This window comes from Candidatus Villigracilis vicinus (assembly GCF_016702885.1).
Lineage (GTDB): Bacteria > Chloroflexota > Anaerolineae > Anaerolineales > Villigracilaceae > Villigracilis > Villigracilis vicinus.
Genome location: NZ_JADJDD010000001.1, coordinates 120424 through 142746, shown reverse-complemented (window position 1 = coordinate 142746; position 22323 = coordinate 120424). Strand labels below are relative to the sequence as shown.

General features: G+C 51.9%; 18 protein-coding genes. 14 read left to right on the top strand and 4 right to left on the bottom strand.

Annotation, left to right across the window (positions count from 1 at the left end; translation table 11 throughout):
• Positions 1-666, bottom strand: coding sequence for a hypothetical protein (locus IPG80_RS00690; RefSeq protein WP_345101598.1), 666 nt, complete (start codon positions 664-666; stop codon positions 1-3).
• Between the two features lie 26 nt (positions 667-692).
• A complete protein-coding gene (locus IPG80_RS00685) occupies positions 693-1010 on the bottom strand; it encodes a metalloregulator ArsR/SmtB family transcription factor (RefSeq protein ID WP_345101596.1) in 318 nt (105 codons plus the stop codon).
• Positions 1011-1254: 244 nt separating this feature from the next.
• Here IPG80_RS00685 and IPG80_RS00680 point away from each other — a divergent pair, with 244 nt between their 5' ends.
• The 14 genes from IPG80_RS00680 to IPG80_RS00615 all read left to right on the top strand — a co-directional run bounded on the left by IPG80_RS00680 (position 1255) and on the right by IPG80_RS00615 (position 18897).
• The gene (locus tag IPG80_RS00680) at positions 1255-2991 is read left to right on the top strand and encodes a rhodanese-like domain-containing protein (protein ID WP_345101594.1); all 1737 of its coding nucleotides are present in this window, start codon (positions 1255-1257) and stop codon (positions 2989-2991) included.
• 148 nt (positions 2992-3139) lie between these two features.
• Positions 3140-4075, top strand: a complete 936-nt coding sequence (locus IPG80_RS00675; protein ID WP_345101592.1) for a LysR family transcriptional regulator — start codon at positions 3140-3142, stop codon at positions 4073-4075.
• 327 nt (positions 4076-4402) lie between these two features.
• The gene (locus tag IPG80_RS00670; protein ID WP_345101590.1) at positions 4403-5725 is read left to right on the top strand and encodes an MFS transporter; all 1323 of its coding nucleotides are present in this window, start codon (positions 4403-4405) and stop codon (positions 5723-5725) included.
• Between the two features lie 62 nt (positions 5726-5787).
• The gene (locus IPG80_RS00665; RefSeq protein ID WP_345101588.1) at positions 5788-6741 is read left to right on the top strand and encodes an alpha/beta hydrolase; all 954 of its coding nucleotides are present in this window, start codon (positions 5788-5790) and stop codon (positions 6739-6741) included.
• A 109-nt stretch (positions 6742-6850) separates the two neighbouring features.
• On the top strand, positions 6851-8539 hold the full coding sequence (locus tag IPG80_RS00660) for a CocE/NonD family hydrolase (RefSeq protein WP_345101586.1): 1689 nt from the start codon (positions 6851-6853) through the stop codon (positions 8537-8539).
• Entirely contained in the window at positions 8536-9324 is a 789-nt protein-coding gene (locus IPG80_RS00655; RefSeq protein WP_345101584.1) for an enoyl-CoA hydratase/isomerase family protein, read from the top strand. The genes IPG80_RS00660 and IPG80_RS00655 overlap by 4 nt, the downstream gene beginning before the upstream one ends.
• A gap of 110 nt (positions 9325-9434) precedes the next feature.
• Positions 9435-10547: a dipeptide epimerase gene (locus IPG80_RS00650; protein ID WP_345101582.1), complete on the top strand. Its 1113-nt coding sequence runs from the start codon at positions 9435-9437 to the stop codon at positions 10545-10547.
• Positions 10548-10596: 49 nt separating this feature from the next.
• Positions 10597-11442 carry an agmatinase gene (gene speB / locus IPG80_RS00645; protein WP_345101580.1) on the top strand — a complete coding sequence of 282 codons (846 nt, stop codon included), beginning with the start codon at positions 10597-10599 and terminating at the stop codon, positions 11440-11442.
• A gap of 51 nt (positions 11443-11493) precedes the next feature.
• Positions 11494-12474, top strand: coding sequence for a uroporphyrinogen decarboxylase family protein (locus tag IPG80_RS00640; protein WP_345101578.1), 981 nt, complete (start codon positions 11494-11496; stop codon positions 12472-12474).
• Positions 12467-13654 carry a cytochrome P450 gene (locus IPG80_RS00635; RefSeq protein WP_345101576.1) on the top strand — a complete coding sequence of 396 codons (1188 nt, stop codon included), beginning with the start codon at positions 12467-12469 and terminating at the stop codon, positions 13652-13654. Before IPG80_RS00640 ends, IPG80_RS00635 begins: the two co-directional genes overlap by 8 nt.
• Positions 13655-13667: 13 nt before the next feature.
• Positions 13668-14288 carry a TetR/AcrR family transcriptional regulator gene (locus tag IPG80_RS00630; protein WP_345101574.1) on the top strand — a complete coding sequence of 207 codons (621 nt, stop codon included), beginning with the start codon at positions 13668-13670 and terminating at the stop codon, positions 14286-14288.
• Between the two features lie 61 nt (positions 14289-14349).
• The gene (locus IPG80_RS00625) at positions 14350-15915 is read left to right on the top strand and encodes an AMP-binding protein (RefSeq protein WP_345101572.1); all 1566 of its coding nucleotides are present in this window, start codon (positions 14350-14352) and stop codon (positions 15913-15915) included.
• A gap of 106 nt (positions 15916-16021) precedes the next feature.
• Positions 16022-17467 carry a serine hydrolase gene (locus IPG80_RS00620; RefSeq protein ID WP_345101570.1) on the top strand — a complete coding sequence of 482 codons (1446 nt, stop codon included), beginning with the start codon at positions 16022-16024 and terminating at the stop codon, positions 17465-17467.
• Positions 17464-18897, top strand: a complete 1434-nt coding sequence (locus IPG80_RS00615; RefSeq protein WP_345101568.1) for an aminoacyl-histidine dipeptidase — start codon at positions 17464-17466, stop codon at positions 18895-18897. The genes IPG80_RS00620 and IPG80_RS00615 overlap by 4 nt, the downstream gene beginning before the upstream one ends.
• 16 nt (positions 18898-18913) lie before the next feature.
• On the opposite strand, the gene IPG80_RS00610 is transcribed toward IPG80_RS00615, so the two are convergent.
• The gene (locus IPG80_RS00610) at positions 18914-20854 is read right to left on the bottom strand and encodes an amylosucrase (protein ID WP_345101566.1); all 1941 of its coding nucleotides are present in this window, start codon (positions 20852-20854) and stop codon (positions 18914-18916) included.
• 8 nt (positions 20855-20862) lie between these two features.
• Positions 20863-22323, bottom strand: a complete 1461-nt coding sequence (locus tag IPG80_RS00605; protein ID WP_345101564.1) for a glycoside hydrolase family 32 protein — start codon at positions 22321-22323, stop codon at positions 20863-20865.

The following is a 22323-nucleotide window of genomic DNA, read 5'->3' as shown; positions in this document are numbered from 1 at the left end:
CTACTCCTTCGGTTCCGCTTTGACAGGTTTTTCAAAAGTGACGATCACCCAACCCATTTTGATCACAAAGAGGATCAACCCGCCAAACACAACTACCACAGCCAAAGCCGCCAACCCGATCATGCTCCAATTTACAGGCTTGTTACCCAACACGTTCTCGTTGTAGCGCGCGATGTAATCAATTGACTCGGCTGGCTTGCTCAAAGAGAGGCTGGTGTCGGCGGGAGGTTCATTGGTTGGTTCGCAAATGGTAACGACCACCTGCTGAACTTCCACGGGAGCCGCGCTGCCTGCTGAAACACCCAAAATATCCATGTACACCTTGGCACGTTCATCAAGGTCTTTGGGGTGACATTGCTGGCAGGATGCTTTGGTGTCTGCAAAGGGAGAGACCATGCCCGTGTGCGCCGCATCTTTCTCCGCCGCTTGTTGGTTGCCCGCATGACAGATGTAGCAGAAGTCGCCAAAGGCATGTGACTGGTGCCAGCCTGTCCCGTCGGCATTGACGGGCATCTGCCCTTGCACTTCATGGCAATCCTTGCAGGTCGAAGCCTGCGAACCGCATTGTGCGCTGACGGGTTGCGCAGTCCCCAGCCAGATTACAGCGGAGAGTGTCAACATAAGCCCGGTAACGATCATCGTGACGAACATTTTTTTCTTTTGCATGAAATCCTCCAATGGATTTGCCAGCGCTATGAATGCTGGGCTTCAAATTTTTTGTTGGAAATATCCTTCAATAAGTCGAGCGCCTGAATTAGGCGCGGGTCAGAGAGGAAATACGTCACAGAGACTCCGTGCCGAATAGACCGAACCAACCCCCGCTCGCGCAGAATCTTCAAATGGCGGGAGGTCATCGGCTGCGGAATTTCCAATTCCAGAGTCAGTTCATTGACATTGTAGGGATGTTTTTCGAGCGCGTGAACGATCTCAACCCGTTTGGGGTCGGCAAGCGCGAAGCACAGGTCTGCTTCGTGGAGAGAGTTTTCACTGGCATGGGAAAGATTAACCATTAATCAACCTCGTTTATGCAGAGAAATGCATGAATTACGCCTGCATCGTATCATTGTGCCATTTAACACAATAGTGGATGTTGTCACATCCTTCCATTGTCTTTATTTATGCAATTCAATAAATATTTTCGATGGTTGATTGTGATAATTGTCACTATATAAAGATACATGGGTACTATATATTTGCACAAGCGAGTTTACATTTTGGGCAAAGTCCCAATTTTCAATCTTTTAGGAGAAGAAAATGAACAAGAAATTGAACCTGTCCCTGATCTTGCTGGTTATCTTCAGCATGATCCTTGCTGCCTGCGCCCCCGCAGCAGCCACCGAAGAAGTGATTGCTCCCCCCACAGAGGCCCCCGCTACCGAGGTGGTTGTAACTGAAGCCCCGGCCGTTGAGGAAGCTCCAGCCATTGATGTAGCGACCTTGTATGCCGAAATGATCGGCGGTTTGCCTCAGGGTTACGGCGGGATCAAGCCTGCTGATGTGAATACCGCAATGGCAGAAGCCACTCCCCCCTTCCTGCTCGATGTGCGTGATGCTGCCGAGCTTGAAAAAGACGGTTATATCAAGGGCGCAGTGAACATCCCCGTTCGCGAAGTGCTCAAGAACCTCGATAAACTCCCCGGTCTTGATGAAAAGATCATCGTGTACTGCGGTTCCGGTCAGCGCGGCGGCATGCTCATGGGCGTACTGCGCATTTTGGGCTATACCAATGTGTTGAACATGGCTGGCGGTTTGGCAGCCTGGAAGACCGCCGAACTCCCTGTTGAGATCGGATCCATGCCAGAAGCTCCTGCGGTCATCAGCACCCCGGTCATTGAAGACGAAGCGCTCTTCACCATGCTTGATGAAAGCATGTCCACCCTGCCCGATGGTTTCCTCGGAACCAAAGCGGATAAGGTGAAGGAAATGCTTGATAGCGCAACTCCTCCCACGGTCGTCGATCTGCGCACCGCAGAAGAACGTGAGAAGGAAGGCTACATCAAGGATTCGATCAATATCCCTGTTGGTGAACTCTTCACCAGCCTCGACAAACTTCCCGCTAAAGATGCCGCCATCATCTTGCAATGCGGATCTGGCTTGCGCGGTTCCATCGCAATCGAAGGCTTGCGCTTACTGGGCTACACCAATGTCCTGAATATGGGCGGCGGCATGAAGGCTTGGAAAGCCGCCGGCTACGCCGTAGAAGGTATCGTGGATTGGACAGCAGTCTGGACCGAATTCCTCACCACCCTCCCCGAAGATTACTACACCATCAAAGCTGACATGCTCAAAGGTCAGATCGATGCGGGCGCGGCCCCCTTCCTGCTCGATGTGCGTGAACCTGGTGAGTTGACCGAGAACGGCTACATTGCCGGCGCGGTGAACATCCCTGTCCGCAATGTGCTCAAGAATTTGGATAAACTCCCTGCTCAAGATCAGCCCATTGTGATCTACTGCGGATCTGGTCATCGCGGCGCGATGGCGATGGCTGCCCTGCGCCTGTTGGGCTACACCGATGTTCGCAATCTCGGTGGTGGTTTGGGCGGCTGGCTCAAAGTTGAGTTCCCCGTTGAAAAGGGAACAACCCCTGCCGAACCCGTAGCGGGAACCGCTCCCACGGTGGATGCACTCCGTCTCAAGGATCTGGACGCCTTCCTTTCATCCCTGCCGGATGGCTTTTACAGCATGAAGGCTGCCGATGTAAAGACTGCCGCAGAATCTGCCACCCCGCCGATGCTGATCGACCTCCGAACTGCTGATGAATTCAAGGCTGGGTATATCAAAGGCGCAGTTAACATCCCTGTTAATGAACTGCTGGTTGACATGACCAAATTACCTGCCGACAAGGGCGCATCTGTCATCACGATTTGCCAATCTGGTCATCGCGGCGCAATGGCGATGATGGCAATGCGCATGATGGGTTACACCAATGTGATCAGCATGGCAAAAGGAATGAATGGTTGGGCAGCCGAAAGCTTCCCTGTAGAAAAGTAAAGACATCCATTCTATCTAACTAAAACAGCCCGCAGGCAAATGCCTGCGGGCTAAAACTTTATTTATGACATTTGTCACTGCAAAATTACATATCGCCATAGTACAAATAAGACATGGTTATCCACTTTTTTGAATACAGGAAATTGTCATGCTCGACCTAAATTCTCTCAAGGTTTTTTTGGCAATTGCCGAACATGGAAACTTCAGTGAAGCCGGAAGGCGTTTGCATCTTTCGCAACCAGCTGTCAGCCAGATCGTTCAGGGATTGGAGCGTGTACTGGGAGCACAATTATTCATCCGGCAGGGACGCGCCACTCAACTGACCGAAGCCGGGCAGTTGTTGATTCCCATGGCGCGTGAACTACTTACTTCATCACAACGCGTTGAACAAACCATGCTTTCATTGCAAGATGACGTCATTGGTGAGATGACCGTTGGGTGCTCGACCGCCTCGGGAAAATATTTGCTTCCAGGAATTATCGCTCGTTTTCGGCGCGAATTTCCACAGGTGCGAATCAACGTACTGGTCACCAGCCGCGAGTCCGTTATCAATAAGTTGTTGAACGGGGATGTATGCCTGGGAGTGACAAGTAAACAGGTCGAACATTCCGATCTGGAATATAAGGATTTTTTTAGGGATGATGTCATTTTGATCGTGCCCGTGAATCATCGCTGGGCGCAATACCGAAAAATTTACCCCGACGATCTTTTGGATGAACCGATGATCCTGCGTGAAGAAGTTGCCGGGACGCGGGAGGTATTAATGGAGGGATTGAGAGAACACGATATCTCTTATGACATGTTGAACATCGATATGGTATTGGGAAATGCGGAAGCCATTGAGATGGCCGTAGAAGAAGGGATCGGTATCGCTTTCGTTTCCCGCTTGGCGGCCACCCGCGGGTTGGAATTGGGGAAAGTGGTGGAAGTGGAAGTGGAAGGGATGAATTTAACCCGGAATATATATCTGGCCCGAAACCGAAAACAACTAACAACACGCGGCCAGGAAAAGCTGTGGCAGTTTGTTACCCTCAAAAAAAGCGAACCCCAACGTAACAATCAACTCCTCGTAAGCAGCCATTAGAAATATTCACTGAATTTTATTCTGTTCAAGCTACCGCTAACATCCAGATAAATAGGTTTTAGCTGGCTTTGTTTTATGTTATACGCATTAATATCCTCCTGCTGCCGAGGTTAAAACCAGATTTTGGGGCAAAGGTAATAGCACAGCAGAAATACCAAAAAAAAAACAATAGAGTGAAAATTAAGCGCGACGGTCAGTTTAAAAGGTGCAGCGATGAAATTGAATTTAAATTCCACGACTTGACTCGCAACCTTTTTTCCTGTATGCTGTTTTAACGTTAGAACAATTTTTTGAACGATTGTTCAAAAAATCACAGGAGAAGAGAAAATGTCCCATATTAAGTTGAGTTGGCGTAACATCATCATCGCCGCGACCCTGCCCGCCGTGATGGAAGTAATCTGGCAGTTGTATAACACCTACGTGCCTGTCTATTTGCAGGCAGGCAACCCCGCCTTCACCGAAGCGGGAGCCACCACAGTCGGTTTCGGTCTCGGACCCGCCCTGACGGGTTTCATCCTCGTCTTCGATAACATTGCGGGCTTGTTCATCAGCCCCATCGTCGGCGCATGGAGCGACAGTCTGCGCTCGAAATGGGGACGCCGCATGCCCTTCATCCTCTTCGGCGTGCCGCTTGCTATCGCTGCCTTTATCTTCGTCCCACTCATCCCGATGGGAATCGCACCCGAACTCAACGGGCAGACGGGTCAGCTGACAGGCTTACTTGTCCCCTTCATCGTCTCGCTCTTCCTCGTCTTGCTTGCCTTCGCGGTCGTCCGTCCCGTTGCGGATGTTTTGCTCTTTGACGTAACCCCTTCCCCCCAACGCGCCACAGCCAATGGGATCGCGGGCGCGATTGCGGGTCTGCTGGTGGTGATCACTGCCCTGGCTGGCGCGGCTCTCTATGACGTGTACGGACCGCTTCCTTTCTGGATCGCAGCGGGTCTTGCGCTTCTGATCTTTATCCTCACCTGGGCATTTGTTAAAGAACCTGAAGAACTTGCCAGCGCCAAGGAACTGGCAGGAGAACCATTCAACCTAAAAGGCATCATCGCCTTCCTGCGCGGACTCCCCAAAGAACATTCCAGCAGTTTGAAATATCTGCTCCTGAGTAACTTGCTCGCGTATGTAGCACTCGCGCAAATGCAAGCCTTCCTTAGCTCCTACGGCGTCTTCTCCCTCGGCATGGAAGAATCTTCCGCCGCCATGCTGGTTGCCATCCCAGCGATTGCGTTCATGATCATGGCTGTGCCTTCGGGTTTGATCTCCAACAAGATCGGACGCAAGAACACCCAAATCGTCGGATTGGTTGGTTACGCCATCGGCGCATTGGTCATCTACCTCTTCCCCGACGCGACCATGCTCAATGTAGGACTCCTCATCTGCGGTTTGACCTGGCCCCTCGCCAATGTCGTCCAAGTTGCCATGATCGTGGACAGCGCTCCCGTCGAAACATTGATGGGAACCTACACAGGTCTGCGCCAAATTGCCGTGACCCTCGGATTCATCATCGGACCCATCCTCGGCGGGACTCTCGTCGAAGCCATGGGCAACGACTACCGCTGGGTCTGGCTCATCATGTTCGTATTCCTCGTCCTTGCTACGGTTGCGATTTTGCCCGTAACAAAGGGTGAAGCGAAGAAAGAAATTTAGGAATTAGGTATATTAGGGATTAGGAATTGTGTAATTCCTAATCCCTAATTTGTAATCCCTTTATGACTATCGTCTTGCAAGTCCTCCTCGCCGTTCTCGTCGTACTCGCGTTCTACGTCGTGTATGCCAACCACGCCTACATCCGCGTCCTGCCACAATCCCGCCCCTGCGTAGACTGTGCGACTCCCGTCCACATCAACGGCTACGACTTGTACTACCGCGAAATTGGCACGGACAAAAGCGCCCCGCCCGTCATCCTCGTCCACGGCGGACCTGGACACTCCAGCCTGAGTTTCAAGAACGGATTCGACTTCCTCACCGAAGAGACTCGCGTCATCTTCTACGACCAGCGTGGTTCGGGCAATTCGCAAATCAAGCCCAATCCCGAAGATTACACCATCGAGCAATTGGTGGAAGAACTTGAAGCCTTGCGCCGTGACGTAGTTAAAGCGGACAAGGTCATCCTCGTCGGTCATTCCTTCGGCAGCGCGTTGGTTCAACGCTACGCGCTCAAATATCCTGAACACGTCGAGAAAATGGTCATCGCAGGCGGCATTCGAATCAATAATGGCATGAGCAACCGCTTCGTGTGGAAGTATTTTGGCGGATTGCTGTACTCCACCGCCCTTGGCTTCCCTCCCACGGATTCAAAATCCGCAGACGCATGGTTTACCAAATCATCCGAAAAAGATAATCCACAAAGATTATTTGATAAAACAAAAACAGATTTACTCAAAGATACAGGCACAGTCTCCTTCGCCCCGTGGCGCGAAATTTCTTTTTCACTTGTCGGCTATGATTACAAAAAAGAACTCAGCCAGTTACAAGTGCCAACCCTCTTCATTTATGGCGCCGCCGACTCAGAATACACAGGCAAACCCGTCGCCGATGAACTCTGCGCCACGCTGCCCAACTGCCAATCCGTTGAATTCACCCAAAGCGGACACTGGGCATTCCTCGAAGAACCAGAAAAGTTTCAGCAAGTGCTAAACGATTTTCTTTCAAACAAAAAATGAACCGCCAAGAGCGCGAAGTCCGCGAAGAAAAACCAAAAAAATCTTTGCGCTCTTAGCGGGCTTCGCGGTAAAAAACTTCGTGACCCTTCGTGTCCTTCGTGGATAAAAAATGACTTTTCCTTCTACTGAATCACTCCGCTCTCCGCAATACAAAGGCTCCTCCGAGCAGACTTTGTACATCCCCATGCGCGATGGGACTCGTCTCGCCGTTGACCTCTACCTCCCGCGCGGACTCACGCCCGAAACCAAAATCCCTACACTCTTCGCCGCCACGCGCTATTGGCGTGCGCAACAACTCAAATCGCCGTTCTCATGGTTTCTTTCTCTGCCCGACTCCGCTCGTAACTTCTTCACCGCCTTTGGTTACGCCATCCTCCGCATTGATATGCGCGGCACGGGCGCGTCAGAAGGCAATCATCCGCACCCGTGGTCAGCGACCGACCTCACCGACCTTTACGACCTGACCGATTGGGTCACCCAACAACCGTGGAGCAACGGTCAAGTCGGCGGCTTTGGCAACTCGTATCAAGCCACCACCGCTGAAATGCTCGGCGCGTGCGGACATCCCGCCGTCACCTCCGCGCTCGTGCGCTTCAACGAGTACGACGTTTACACCGACATCGCTTTCCCTGGCGGCGCGCCTAACGAATTCATGCTCACGCAATGGGCAGACTACAACCGCGCCCTCGACGCCAATAAATTTCCCAAATCCATGAACATGCTCGAAAAGATTCTCGTCAAAGGCGTCAAGCCCGTCGGCAACCATCCAATTCCCAAACACACCAATCAACAAGTGGACTCCGCGCTGCGTCACATCACCTTCCGCGACGACCTTGACCCCGAGCTCAACATTCGCATGGACGACATCAGCATGTTCGCCCGCCCCACAACGCACGCGCTCGACCATTGGGGTAGTTGGTTCGACGCCGCCACCGCGAACGCGGTCATTCATCGCTTCGTCAACAATCCCCGCCCGCAGCGCGCTGTCATCGGCGCGTGGAATCATGGCGCAACTCAACACGTCGGCGCGAAGGAAAATCCTTTCCCATTGCTCGCGCAGATGAAAGAATCTTTGCGCTTCTTCGACAATCCGCCCGCGACCCGCGAGTTGCACTACTACACCATTTTTGAAAATGAATGGAAATCGACGCCTGAGTTTCCACCTGCGGGTTTGACCTCCACCCGATTCTTTTTCCAACCCCAAAGCGGACTCTCCTCGCTTCTTCCCCCGCCCGCGCCTGCTGACCGCTACCAGACAGATTTCAACGCCTCAACAGGACTCAACAACCGCTGGCAAACTGAACTCGACCAGCGACCTGTAAAGTACGCGCCCATCAAAGGACAACTCTCGTACACCTCCGCGCCGCTTGAACAGGATACCGAAATCACAGGCTATCCTGTTGTGACTCTGTTCATCAAGTCAACACATAATGATGGCAACTTCTTCGTCTATCTCGAAACGATTGATGAACAAGGCAATGCACACTATCTCACAGAAGGAATGCTGCGCGCTATCCATCGAAAAGTTTCAACCGATACGCCGCCTTATAAACAATTTGTCCCGTACCATTCTTTCAAACGCGCCGACGCCATGCCGCTCATCCCTGATGAAGTGGCAGAAATCACCTTCGGGTTGAATCCCATCTCGGCGCTGATTCGCCGCGGGTGGAAGATACGAGTATCCATTTCAGGCGCAGACAAAGACACCTTTGCCAGAATCCCGCTCACGGGTAGTCCGAGCGTGGAGATTATGATTGGCGGAGACCAAGCCTCCTTCATCGAGATTCCCATCAAATGACAGATATCCTTTTCCAATCCCAAGAAAATATAGCCGTTATCACCTTCAACCGCCCCGACGTGTTGAACGCGTTCAAGCGCAGTATGTTCCAGCAATTGCTCGACATGCTCGATACGATTGCGAGCGATGATTCGATTCGCGCCGCACTCATCACGGGCAACGGACGTGCGTTCTCGGCAGGCATTGACCTCGAAGAACTGTCGCACCTTTTCGACGGTTCGACGGTGGCAGAGCAGGCGCGCGCCGAGTTGGACGAAATGCAGGAACTCACGCGCCACATGGTGAATTTGCGCAAGCCGATTATCTCTGCCATCAATGGTGTTGCGGTTGGCGTGGGCGCGGAGATTGCGATTGCGAGCGACATCCGCATTGCGGCGGAGAGCGCTTATTTTCAATTCGCCGAAGTGAAGCGCGGAATTTTTGAAACCAACGGAGTCATGCACCGCCTGCCACGCCTCATCGGCATGGGACGCGCCGCGCATGTGATGATGACAGGCGAACGCATTTCCGCGCAATCAGCTTACGAGATGGGTTTGGTCACAAAGGTGACATCTGCCGAATCTATTTTACAAGAAGGCATGGACATCGCCCACACCCTCGCGTCGAACGCGCCAATTTCTGTGCGGCTTATAAAAGAAGTACTGCAACAATCCTACGACCTCGACCTCGAAACCGTCATGCAACTCGAAACCGAAGGCACGCTCGAATGCTTCGCCAGCGAAGACATGCGCGAAGGCGTGAAGGCATTCGTGGAGAAGCGTGTGCCGATTTATAAAGGAAGATAAAAACAGTACACGGATTACGCGGATTTCACGGAAAGTGCACGGAATTTTTTTCAAAAAGAAATCCGTGTTTGTCCGTGTAATCCGTCAAATCCGTGTCCAAAAAGGTTTTTATGCCAACCATCACCAAAATCGAAATCATCGACCTCAACATTCCCTTCAATCACCCCTTCAAGATCGCTTTGGCGGTGATGAACAGCGCCCATAACATCATCGTCCGCGTGCATGATAGTGACGGATTGATTGGCGTGGGCGAAGGTATCCCATCGCGCTTTGTGACAGGCGAAGACGCCGATAACGGATTTGAATCCGCCAAACTGTACGCGCAACTGCTCATTGGAAAAAATCCGCTGGAGATTGACACACGGCTGCGCGAACTTGAACAGTACATGCTCAAGAATCCTGCTATCCGCTGTGCGTATGACCTCGCGTTCTACGACCTGCTTGCCAAACATGCGGAACTTCCGCTTTATGCTTTGCTCGGTGGCGAGAAAAAAGTCTTGTACTCCAACCGCACCATCGGCATTGACGAACCCGACAAAATGGCGAAAACTGCGAAACAGCATGTTGAGAACGGCGTGAAGGCATTGAAAGTCAAGGTCGGCACTGGACGTAATGAAGACCTCGCGCGGATTCGAGCCATCCGTGAAGCAGTCGGTAGTAGCATTCCCATGCGGCTCGACGCAAACCAGGCTTGGGATGAAATTACCGCCATCAATATCCTCACCGCATTGGCAGAATATGAAATCGAAGTCTGCGAACAACCGCTGCCCTACTGGAACATCGAAGGTTTGAAGCGAGTCCGCGAGCGCAGTCCCATTGCCATCATGGCAGACGAATCCAGCTTCGACACGCATGACGCTTTTCGCCTCGCCTCCCTCGGTGCCGTGGATTATTTCAACATCAAACTCGCCAAGTCCGCGGGTATTCATGGCGCGCTGAAAATCAACGCTATCGGCGAAGCGGCGGGGATTAAATGTATGCTCGGCGGCATGTCCGAGTCCCTCATCGGAGTCAGCGCAGGCGCGCATTTGGTCTGTGCCTGCCCGAACATATCCCTGCACGACCTCGATTCTCCCTTTCACTTTGCCGAAGAACCTTCCATTGGCGGCGTAGACTTCCAAGCCAACGGCACCGTGACTCTCTCCGACGCTCACGGTCACGGCGCGGATGTGAGTCCTGAGTGGATGGAGAGAAGTAAAAAGATAGTAATCAGTGAAAAGTAAACAGTGGCTTTCCTTCGTGAAACTTCGTGTTCTTTGTGGATAAAAAATTATGAATAAATTCCCTTCCTTTCCATCCCCAGCAAAAATCGGATTACTCGGCGTGGCGTTCGATGAAAACTCATCTTATAAACGTGGCTCGGCATTGGCTCCACAACGGATTCGTGAAGCCTTTTTCTGTGACTCGTCCAACCTGTGGACAGAGAATGAAACCTATCTCGGCACGGATGGACTCTTCGCGGACATGGGCGACATCACACCGTCAGCGGAGAGAATGCCCATAGAGACCGAGCAAGCCGCAGGTAAATTATATGAAGCGGGTTTGAAGGTCATGGCATTTGGCGGCGACCACTCCGTCACCTATCCGCTGGTAAAGGCTGCGGCGAAGAATCATCCCAATCTCACCATCTTGCATTTCGACGCGCACCCCGATTTATACGATGACTTTGAAGGCAATCCAAATTCACACGCCAGCCCTTTCGCACGGATCATGGAATCAGGCTTGGCAAAGCGGCTCGTGCAAGTTGGCATTCGCACCATCAACGGACATCAGCGCGAGCAAGCAACACGTTTCGGCGTGGAAGTGTTGACCATGCAGCATTGGCGCGATGTCTTCAACCTGCAATTTGACTCGCCGCTTTACATCACCTTCGACATGGATTGTCTCGACCCTGCCTTCGCGCCTGGCATATCGCACCGCGAACCTGGCGGGCTGTCCACGCGTGAAGCGTTGAGCGTCATTCAATCGCTCAATGCAAACATCATCGGCGCGGATGTGGTGGAATTAAATCCAACACAAGATGTTTCGGATGTTACTGAAATGGTGGCGGCGAAAGTGTTCAAAGAGATTGTGGCGAAGATGTTGGAATCCACGAAGGGCACGAATGCACACGAATAAAAAACTTAGCTTCGTGTTTCTTCGTGTACTTCGTGGATAAGGGTTTTAAATATGAACTCACGCGAACGAATTCAAGCTGTGCTTCAACGCAAAACTCCAGACCGTGTTCCTCGCTTCGAGGTCTGGATCGACGGCATGTTCGATGAACTCGGCGTCACTGACCCTTATCGCGCATATGCCGAGTTGGGACAGGATGGAATCCTCATGCCATACCAAACTCCAACAGATAGCAACGCCTGGAAAGATGGCGTGGATGAATTCGGGCGTGTATGGAAAAAGGGGATGTATTTTTACGGTGCTGTGCAAACAGCGGATGACCTCAAACAGTACACGCCGCCATTGAGTTACGCGGATCGTTTCTTCGACGTGAAGCGGGTGGCAGACATTCGGACGAATTATCCACATCTTTGCCTTTTCTTCGGCACGCATATCGGTCCATTCATGGGAACCTATATGGCAATGGGCATGGAGCACATGTTCCGCATGTTCAAGAAGGATATGTCCTTTGTCCATGCTGTGATGGAAGCGCGCACAGATTGGTGTATTGAAATTTACAAACGCGCAGCAGAACTTGGCGCGGAGTTGATCGTGATGGGCGATGACGCTGCTCATCGCGGTGGCTCGATGATCTCTCCGCAAATGTGGCACGAGTTGGTATTGCCCTATCATCAACGTGTGGCGCGGGAAATTCCTGTGCCTGTTATCTGGCATAGCGATGGCAAGATGGACAAGCTGCTGCCCTTCGCCGTTGAGGCTGGCTTTGCTGGCGTGCATGGACTCGAAACCTTATCTGGCAATAAGTTGGATGAAGTCAAAGCCCAATATGGCGATAAATTAATTTTGATCGGTAACGTGGATATCAATCTATTCTTTGAGCCAAATCTTGAGCTTATCCGCGCTGATGTGAGGCGCAGTTACGAGCAAGGCGGCACAAGCGGATATATGATCTCGTCTTGCAACAGCATTTACCCTGGGATGAACCCCGAAGCCTTGCGCGAATATTTTCGTTGTCAGGGAGGGCTCGATGGCTGACCTCTCCCGCTTCCCTCTCGGCTCAACATTGACTCTCGACTCATTGAGCCTTGACCCGTATCCGTACTACCGCCTCTTACTTGACCGTGAGCCTGTCACCTGGGTTCCCGAAGTGAATCTCTGGTACGTGACTCGGCGCGATGATGTCATTTCCGTGCTTGATAACGCGGAAGCCTTCACCGTTCAATCGCCGCATTCCCTTCTTGATGATACCTTTGGTACGATGATGTTATCTGCCGAAGGGGATCTGCACCAACGAATGCGCAATCCATTCGCAGGAGCGTATGTGCCAAAGGCAGTACGTGCGTCATCCACTGCTTTCATTGAACAAAAAGCCAATGAACTGATCGAAACCTTCATCGCAGACAGAGAAACGGACTTGGTCAAATCCTTCTCCGACCCGATGGCGTTGTATGCCGTCGCCGCTTCGCTCGGCGTTCCTATCGTGGACTTTGGTCAACTGCGTCACTGGTACGATGACTTCGCCGCCGCGTTGAGCAACTTCCGTCACGACCCTGCGTTGCGGGAGCGTGGTCAACGAACGGCAAAAGAATTTGGCACACAACTTGCGGAGCACATCGCCCGTCTGCGCGCCGAGCCTGACGACAGTCTGCTCAGTCATCTCATCCATGATACGAACACAAACTTGAGCGAGCGCGAGATCATCTCGAATATCTTCGTCATCATCTTCGGCGGGTTGGAAACAACCGCTGCCATGTTCTCAAACACGGTTTGGGCATTGCTCAATCATCCCGATCAATTCGACGAAGTGAAACGCGACCCTGCCAAGTTAATGAAATCCGCAGTGGAAGAGACCCTGCGCTGGGAATCTCCTGTGCAGACCGCCACCCGCCATGTGACCCAGCCGATCACCGTCCGCGGCGTGGATTTTGCTGTAGGCGATACCGTTCAATGCATGTTGGGAGCCGCCAACCGCGACCCTGAATTTTTCCAAGACCCTGATCGCTTCGACGTCCACCGAGCGAATGCTTCTCACCATCTAGCCTTTGCCCGCGGACGACATCACTGCCTTGGTGCGGCACTAGCGCGACTTGAAGGTGAGATCGGCTTGCGCGTGTTGTTCGAGCGTTTGCCGCATTTGCACTTAAAATCAACTCACCCTTCCGCGCCGCATGGACATGAATTTCGCGCCGTGCCCAAACTCATGGTGGAATGGTGAAAGGACAGCAACTATGCCAACCAAAAGTAAACCTGTAGAAGAGAAGAAGACCTTCATTGAAGAAGCCCGCCGCAAACAAATCATCGACGCGGCGTTGCAGACAATTGCCGAGCATGGATATACCCAAACGTCCTTTGCGGAGATTGCCAAGAGCCTGGGAATCACCAAGGGACTGATTGCCTATCACTTCAATGGTAAGCATGACCTCATCACCTCTGCCATTCATACGATTCTGAATCGACAAGGCGCGTATATCCGCGGGCGGGTGGAAGATGAGACAAAAGGCAGTGCTAAATTACGCGTCTATATCGAAGCCAGTTTTGAGTACATTTCGCAGAACCGTTCGCAGTTCGTGGCGCTGGTGGATTTATGGGGCAGTTTTACGTCACCTGAAGAGAAGAAAGCCTTCAGCGATTCGGCATATAACCCGTGCCGTGCTCATCTCAAGAAAATTTTCCGCATTGGTGTAGAGCAGAAGGAATTTACGAAGTTCGATGAGCAGAGTATGGCGTCAGTGATTCAAGGCGCAATTGACGGAATCATGCTGCAATGGGTGTTTGACCCGAAGGCAGTGGATTTGCAAGAGTCGAGCCGTGAGTTGAGTGAGATGTTTGTGAAGCGGTTGAAAAAATGAATACAAGACCTGACAGGTTTTAAAAACCTGTCAGGTCTAAAAAGCCAAAGGAGAAGCGTGCATGGAGTGGAAGAGTTTAGGTCATTTGGTAGAGAGCGCGGCAGAGCGGTTTGGGGAGAAACCGTTGTTCATCTTTGAAGACAAGCCGCTTTCGTTCGTGGAAGCGAATCGACGGGCAAACAAAACTGCGAATGCGCTGAAATCCGTCGGTGTGACGAAGGGCGAACGCGTGGCTGTGATGTTGCCCAACGGCGTGGACTTCCCCATCGTCTGGTTTGCGCTGGCGAAGTTGGGCGCGGTCATTGTGCCTGTCAATATCAACTACCATGACCATGACCTGACTTATACGCTCGATGATTCGCAGGCGGGATTCTTTGTCGTCCACGAAAATTATCTGGAGCAATGGGAGCGGGTGCGCACGCACTTGCCGTCGGTGAAGGAAACGCTTCTCGTGACTGAATCAGGCTCAAAGTCCGATTGGATGCGTTTGGTGGATGAGTCGTCTGACTCGTTCGAGTCATCCAATGTTTCGGCGGAGGATTTGGTCAACATCCAATATACATCGGGCACGACGGGTTTTCCAAAGGGCTGCATGTTGACCCAAAAATATTGGATGATGCTCGGGCAGGTGGCGGCGGATTATTTCGGGCTGACGCCAGCGGATTGCGATCTGACCGCACAGCCTTTTTATTACATGGATCCGCAGTGGAACACGGTGTCGTGTTTGATCGGCGGCGCGCCGTTGGTGATTGTGCCGAGATTTTCGCCTTCGCATTTTTGGGGTGAGGTCATCAAACACAATGTGACCGTGTTGTACATGCTTGGCACGATGCCGTTCTTTTTGTTGAAGATGCCCGAAGACCCTGCGTTGGATCGCGGACATAAATTAAAAATGATTTTGTGCTCGGGGATTCATCCGAAGTTTCATGCGGAGTTTGAACGACGATGGAATGTGCCGTGGCGCGAAGCGTTCGGCATGACCGAAACAGGCGTGGACTTGTTAATTCCATTCGAGGATGTAGCGAGCGTGGGCAGCGGCGCGATGGGTAAACCGATTGCGACGAAAGAAGCGCGCATGGTAGACGCAAATGGAAATGATGTTCCCGAGGACGGCGTAGGTGAGTTGATTCTGCGCGGTGAGCCGATGATGTTGGGGTATTGGAATAAACCCGAAGCCACGGCGGAGGTCATGAAGAATGGCTGGCTACATACAGGTGACATGGTCACAAAAGATGCGAAGGGATATTTTCATTGGCAGGCGCGCTTGAAAGATACGATTCGACGCGCGGGTGAAAATATTTCATCGGTGGAAGTGGAAGGTGTGCTGATGGAACATCCCGCTGTGAAAGTGGCGGCGGTAGTGCCCGTCCCTGATGAGTTGCGCGGCGAAGAAGTGAAGGCGTATATCGTGTTGAAGGATGGATACACAAAAGAAAACACTTCACCTGAGTCCATTTTGGATCATGCGCGTGAACAGTTGGCGTATTTCAAAGTACCGAGGTTTATCGAGTATGCGGATGACTTGCCGAGAACGCCATCAGAACGAGTGGAAAAGCATAAGTTGGTGAAGATGAAAGCGGACTTGCGCGTTGGAAGTTATGACGCGGTGGATAAGATTTGGCGATAAGAGCAATTAAACACAAAGGACACCAAGGGCACGAAGTAAGAAATAGATCAGATCTTTGGTTTTCCTTTGTGTACTTTGTGCCCTTCGTGTTTAAAAAAGGAATCAAATGAACACACAGCAACTCAACGAAACAATTTCAAAAACACTCACCGCATGGAACATCCCTGGCGCGGCGGTCGCTGTAGTGCAAGGTGACGATGTTTTCACGCAAGGCTATGGCGTGCTCGAAGCGGGCAAGCCTGAAACGGTCAATGCCGATACCATCTTTGCAATTGGTTCCACCACAAAAGCCTTCACCTCCGCGCTCATTGGCATGTTGGTGGATGAAGGCAAACTGTCATGGGATGACCTTGTTATCCAATACATCCCTGAGTTTGAACTATATGATGATTGGGTTGCTCGTCACGTCACCGTGCGCGACTTGCTCTGTCATCGTCTCGGCTTGGAACGTGCCCAACGCCTCTACTATCATCGCGGATACGACCAGCGCGAACTCATGCGTCGCATGAAATATCTCAAGCCTGCCGTGGGTTTTCGCACAGGCTTCAACTACGCCAATCAGCAATATGGCATAGCAGGTCTGCTCGTCGAAGCGGTCACTGGCAAGTCATGGGATGATTTCATCACCGAAAGAATTTTCAATGCGCTGAACATGTCACGCTCGTTCAGTGGACACGACCGAATCACCGATAACAAAAACTTCGCCTCACCTCACGCTGTGCTCGATGAAACTTATCCCGCGGGCGTGCGTTTTCTTGGCGAGATGAGCGCCATCGAAAATTTCAAACTTACGCACGAACCTGCTGGCTCGATTCATACTTCCGCCAATGACCTCGCGCAATGGCTCAAAGCATTACTCAACAACGGCGCGCCGCTCTTGCAACCCAACACTTTCAACGAACTCACCACGCCGCAAGTCGTCATGCAGGATGTGCTCAACTCCGAACTCGCGCCGCTCGCCTATCTTCAACCCGCCACGCACTTCTGGACGTACGCGCTTGGTTGGTGGGCAATGGATTATCGCGGCGAAAAAGTTCTCATGCACGGCGGTCAAATGCCTGGCTACAATTCCGCCGTCGCGTTTTTTCCGCAGCGCAAACTCGCGCTCGCCGTCATGGTCAACGTCCATCAAACCCTCGCCCACGCCGCGCTGTTTTATGCGATTTCGGATATTCTGCTCGACAAAAAAGACCGCGACTGGTCAACTGAATTTCAGATGGTGGCGCAGGGATACATGGCACAAGTCAAAGGTCAGGTGGACGAAATGCGCCTCAAACGTGACCCGAACCTGCCTCCGTCCAACAAGCTAGATTCCTACACTGGGACATTCTCCAACGACCTCTTCGGCGAAATGACCGTGATTATCAAAGACGACTCGCTCAACTTGAAGTACGGAGTCAACACCGCTACGCTCGAACACTGGCAAGGCGACACCTTCCTCGCCCATTGGAATCTCAAAGGTCTGATGGACGACTCGATGATTGCTTTCAGCCCCAATAGCAAGACAATGACATTACTCAACGACAGAGCGGAATACAGGAAATCATCATGAACCCAACCGAACTCATCCTCAAGAATTTTGAAAAAGTATCATCCATCCCACGTGGTTCGAAGAACGAAGCGGCGATTCGCAACTGGCTTATCGAATGGGCGGCAGAACACAACTGCACCTCCAAGACAGACGCCGCGGGGAATCTCGTCATCTATGCACCTGCCAGCGCTGGCTACGAAGACCGCCCAACGTTAATTTTGCAAGGTCACATGGACATGGTCTGCCAGAAGACGCTTGAGTCTACGCATGATTTCACGAAAGACCCCATTCAACTCATCCGTGATGGCGATTGGATTCGCGCCAATGGCACCACCCTCGGTGCAGACAACGGCATTGGCATTGCGTTGATGATGTCGCTTGTTGAAGATGAGTCCGTAAAACATCCGCCGCTTGAGTTGCTGCTGACCGTTGAAGAAGAGTCGGGTCTTGTCGGCGCTGATACTCTTGACCCAGCCTTACTCACAGGCAAAACGCTCATCAATGTGGATTCCGAAACCGAAGGCGTGTTCACCGTCGGCTGTGCAGGCGGTGGGAATGTGTATATGACCTTGCCCGTCACATGGGATTCACAAAAGCAGAATGAAGTTGCTTTTGAGTTGAAAGTCCGCGGCTTGCAAGGCGGACATTCTGGAGAAGACATCAACAAGTTCCGCACGAATGCCAATAAACTCATCGCCCGCGTACTGGACTTTATTCAACGCGATATGGAAATTCGCCTGTCCACGCTCAAAGGCGGGACGGCGCGCAATGCCATTCCACGAGACGCGGAAACGGTGTTCGTTTGTGTAAAAGAAAAGGCGACACTGTGCAAGGAAAAATTTTCCGCCATTCAAGCCACCATCCAAAGTGAACTCGCCAAAACAGAGACAGGGCTTGTGCTCACGCTGAACGAACTCAGCGGCGAGCCTGTTCGCACTATTAGCCCCGCTGAAACGCAGGCGGCAATCCGCTTGCTGATGGCGTTACCGCATGGAGTCACATCCATGTTTGCAGATATGCCCGCCTTCGTCGAAACGTCCAATAACATTGGCGTGATGGAGTTGAAAGAGGACGGGCTGTCCGTTGTCTCCACAAATCGCAGCGCGGTCTTTTCGAGATTGGATGAAATTACCAGACGAGTCGAAACTGTCGCATGGCTGGCAGGCGCAAAGACCGAGCGAACGAAGATGTTCCCGCCCTGGCAGCCGAACATGGAATCTCCGCTCCTCAAGCAATGCGTCGACACGTATCGCGGTATCGTCGAAGAAGACCCCAAGATCGAGCTCACCCATGGCGGACTCGAATGCGGAATCATCAGCGAGCGTTGCGGCGGGCTGGATACCATATCAATGGGACCGACGATCAGAGATCTGCACTCGCCAGAGGAGAGGTTATTTGTCCCATCGCTGGCAGGGACTTGGGAGCTTCTACATGCGCTATTGGATTCCTGATTCTCCGGGACAAGTGCTAGTCGCTGAAGACCAAAAAATCCATAGGAGCGAGGGTTCCTGAAAATTCAGTTGCGGAAAAACCGTGCAAATAATTCAACTGCGATACTGAATTCTGTTCAAGAATCCAGGCGGGAATAGTTTGAGGTTCTTCTGAAAAGTTGGCAAAAATAACGGCGCGCTTATTTGCAGAAATTCTTGTAAAGCCAAGGACGTGCTCGTTCCCGGTTGAAATGGTTTGCAGCGAATAGCCGGCAAATGCATCATTTTGTTTGCGCAACGTGATCAGTTTTCTCAAGCCCTGATACACACGCCCTTCAACGGTCAGGGGGGCATTTCGCCTGGCGTATTTTTCCCAATCTGCTTTCGGGCGGTGCACCCAGCGGCTGTCGCGCGCGTGAGAAGGATCATCCAGATAGGAATAGTCGTTGAGGGTGGCGATCTCATCGCCAAGGTAGATGAGCGGGATCCCGCCGGCAGTGAGGATCACACCATGAATGAGAAGGATGCGGCGGATCGCAAGTTCGATCTCGGCGGGTCCTTCCTCATTGATCGCTTTCTCCAACCCGGCCAGTGAAGCGCATGTGCCGCTGATACGGCAATCGCCGGTCTTGGGGTTTTCCTGAAAGGGAAGCCCGCGTGCAAAACTGCCTTCAAAGCGCCCTCGATAAAATTCGTTCAAAAAACGGCGATGGTCATTGCCATTAATTCCAAATGATGCCGCATCTTCATCAGAGAACGTCCAGCCAATGTCGTCATGGACGCGAACATAGTTAACCCAGGCCGTTTCGGGATGGATATTGAAACGGGTAGACAGAGCTTGCGAGAGCAAATCCACTTTGCGGGTTGCAAGTGAGTTCCATAACAAGGCCATCAAAAGCGGATTATATGAAAGCTGACATTCATCGGGTGAAATATATTTCACTACATCATCGGGATGGACGATGGCTTCAGATTTGAACAATAAGGCAGGTGAGGCGATCCGCGAAACAGCATTGAAGGCTTGTATCAGCAGGTGCGCGCCCGGCAGATTTTCGCAATTGGTCCCAAGTTGTTTCCAGATGAAGGCCACCGCGTCCAGGCGGATCACCTCCACGCCCTGATTTGCAAGGAATAACATCTCCCCTGCCATGCGATTAAACACGGCAGGATTGGAATAGTTCAAGTCCCATTGATAGGAATGAAATGTTGTCCATACCCAGCCGCCTTCTTTGAATAAGTTGGGGAAAAAGGTGAACGCGCCAGTGTGCTCGTCTGGAAAGATCTCCCTGAGATCCCTTTCGTAGAGGTCGGGCATCTCACGGTTGGGGAAGATGCGGTAAAAATCGTTAAAGTCATCATCGCCGGTCTTCGCTCCTTTCGCCCATAGATGCTCATCAGAGGTGTGGTTGAATACCAGATCCACGACAAGGCTGATCCCCGCATTGCGGAATTCACGGGAGAGCGATTCGAGATCATCCATTGTGCCAAGCGGGGGATGCACTTCACGATAACTGCTGACGGCATAACCACCGTCATTTTCTCCTTCGGGGGCTTTGAAAAGCGGCATGAGATGAAGGTAGGTTATCCCCAGTTCTTTAAAGTATGGGATCTTGGATCGCACGCCATCGAGATCCCCTGCAAACAGATCAACATAACAGACACCGCCCAGCATTTGGTTTGATTGAAACCAAAGCGGATTCATTTCGCGGCTGGCATCCAGTTCGCGCAAGTCGGCAGGGCGTTGGAACCACGCCAGCGCAAGTCCCTGCAACAGATCTTCGAGATGAAAGAAAAAGTCATATCGGTCGCTGTAGATCGTAAAATACAATCTGAATAAAGATTCAAAATGCTGGTGAAGACGGTTCTTAAAGTCATCCCAGCCTTTGGTATCCTTTGAAATTTGATCTGCCATAGTTCTTTCAAGGCGAGGCAACAGGCGCCGGAGGGTAAGTTTGGATTCGATATCGAAGTTGTTCATAAAGACCGTCATTTTATGGATGTGATGTTGAAATCTGCGTGTTCAAGAAAGTAAATATCGAGCGAGTTCAAGTGAAGATACCCTTCCTCTACAAAAAACTTCAGCCCATGACTCTGGGCGGATGGAAAAACACAATCTGTGAGAGTCACCGAGCCATCATTGGCAAACACTTCCACCGAGCAGCGGTCGACCAATATTCGCAGGCGGATCGAGCCGCCGACCGGCGAAAGCGGCACAGATTGAAGCCGGGAAAAATCTTCATGAAAGTCCACCTGGCCCGAGCGAGAGCGATCGAGATAAAGCAGGGATTCTTCAGGTTGGTAGTAGATGATCGTTTCTTCTCCCTCTCCAACGAAAATGCGGATACCGAATCTTTTTGTGGCGTTAAGCACGGCAATTTCCGCATCGATCTCCAGTGATCGGCTTTGGATCCCTGCGAGCAAGTTGTGCTTCGGGGTGATAACTTCGTCTTGCCAGTGGATATGATCTCTGCGCAGATATGCCAATTCCACGATAGGCTTCTGAAGCAGGCGCAAACCATTGGAGGTTTGGGTGAGTGATAACTCGCGGGGCATGGTTAACATTCCGCGCCAGGTTTCGGTGGGAGTCTCACGCGCATAGCTCCAGTTGCTCATCCATGCAATGGAAATGCGGCGTCCATTCGGCTCGTCGTTCCAGGATTGAGGCGCATAGAAATCAGGTCCATGATCCATCCACAGAACCGTTTCTTTGGGGTTCTCTGAAGTAAATGTTTTGCCATCGAAATCGCCGACGAAGTATTGTGTGCCTGAGCCGCCAGCGTAGGCACCGCTGCCAACTCCAACGGTCAGCACCCAGCGTGAGTCTGAGCCGTTGAGCGGGAGTTGGAAAAGGTCTGGAGTCTCCCAAACGCCTGAGGTGGAACCGTATCCGCCGCCAAAGGATCCGCTTGATTCCCAATGTTTGAGATCGGGTGAAATATAGAAGAGCACCCAGTCGCCTGCGGCAAGCGCCATCACCCAGTGATCTTTATGCCAGAAAACTTTCGGGTCGCGGAAGTCGGTCAGGTTGCCGGGGTGCGGCACGACCGGGTTGCCTGCGTACTTCGTCCATGTGAGTCCGTGGTCTGTGCTGTAAGCAATGTTCTGATCTTCGACGCGCTTTTTATCGTCGTAGGTATGGTTGTTGTAGGTAAAGATGGCAACCATTGCCTCTTTGCCAAACCCGGCGGTGTTATTCCAATCAATCACTGCGCTGCCGGAGAAGATCAATCCATTTTCATCGGGGTAGAGCGCAATGGGCAGGTGTTCCCAATAAATGAGGTCTTTGCTGACCGCATGCCCCCAGTGCATCGGTCCCCAGACCGTGCTATGCGGATGATATTGATAGAAGAGATGATACTCGCCAGCATAGTAAACCAGTCCATTGGGGTCGTTCAACCACATGGACAGCGGAGTAAAGTGAAAGGCGGGGCGGTAAGAGTCGCTCAT

What these genes read in the sequence shown, in the direction of transcription:
- IPG80_RS00690 (WP_345101598.1), bottom strand. Translation starts at nt 666, where the DNA reads ATGCAAAAGAAAAAAATGTTCGTCACGATGATCGTTACCGGGCTTATG.
- IPG80_RS00685 (WP_345101596.1), bottom strand. Translation starts at nt 1,010, where the DNA reads ATGGTTAATCTTTCCCATGCCAGTGAAAACTCTCTCCACGAAGCAGAC.
- IPG80_RS00680 (WP_345101594.1), top strand. Translation starts at nt 1,255, where the DNA reads ATGAACAAGAAATTGAACCTGTCCCTGATCTTGCTGGTTATCTTCAGC.
- IPG80_RS00675 (WP_345101592.1), top strand. Translation starts at nt 3,140, where the DNA reads ATGCTCGACCTAAATTCTCTCAAGGTTTTTTTGGCAATTGCCGAACAT.
- IPG80_RS00670 (WP_345101590.1), top strand. Translation starts at nt 4,403, where the DNA reads ATGTCCCATATTAAGTTGAGTTGGCGTAACATCATCATCGCCGCGACC.
- IPG80_RS00665 (WP_345101588.1), top strand. Translation starts at nt 5,788, where the DNA reads ATGACTATCGTCTTGCAAGTCCTCCTCGCCGTTCTCGTCGTACTCGCG.
- IPG80_RS00660 (WP_345101586.1), top strand. Translation starts at nt 6,851, where the DNA reads ATGACTTTTCCTTCTACTGAATCACTCCGCTCTCCGCAATACAAAGGC.
- IPG80_RS00655 (WP_345101584.1), top strand. Translation starts at nt 8,536, where the DNA reads ATGACAGATATCCTTTTCCAATCCCAAGAAAATATAGCCGTTATCACC.
- IPG80_RS00650 (WP_345101582.1), top strand. Translation starts at nt 9,435, where the DNA reads ATGCCAACCATCACCAAAATCGAAATCATCGACCTCAACATTCCCTTC.
- speB (WP_345101580.1), top strand. Translation starts at nt 10,597, where the DNA reads ATGAATAAATTCCCTTCCTTTCCATCCCCAGCAAAAATCGGATTACTC.
- IPG80_RS00640 (WP_345101578.1), top strand. Translation starts at nt 11,494, where the DNA reads ATGAACTCACGCGAACGAATTCAAGCTGTGCTTCAACGCAAAACTCCA.
- IPG80_RS00635 (WP_345101576.1), top strand. Translation starts at nt 12,467, where the DNA reads ATGGCTGACCTCTCCCGCTTCCCTCTCGGCTCAACATTGACTCTCGAC.
- IPG80_RS00630 (WP_345101574.1), top strand. Translation starts at nt 13,668, where the DNA reads ATGCCAACCAAAAGTAAACCTGTAGAAGAGAAGAAGACCTTCATTGAA.
- IPG80_RS00625 (WP_345101572.1), top strand. Translation starts at nt 14,350, where the DNA reads ATGGAGTGGAAGAGTTTAGGTCATTTGGTAGAGAGCGCGGCAGAGCGG.
- IPG80_RS00620 (WP_345101570.1), top strand. Translation starts at nt 16,022, where the DNA reads ATGAACACACAGCAACTCAACGAAACAATTTCAAAAACACTCACCGCA.
- IPG80_RS00615 (WP_345101568.1), top strand. Translation starts at nt 17,464, where the DNA reads ATGAACCCAACCGAACTCATCCTCAAGAATTTTGAAAAAGTATCATCC.
- IPG80_RS00610 (WP_345101566.1), bottom strand. Translation starts at nt 20,854, where the DNA reads ATGAACAACTTCGATATCGAATCCAAACTTACCCTCCGGCGCCTGTTG.
- IPG80_RS00605 (WP_345101564.1), bottom strand. Translation starts at nt 22,323, where the DNA reads ATGAGCGACTCTTACCGCCCCGCCTTTCACTTTACTCCGCTGTCCATG.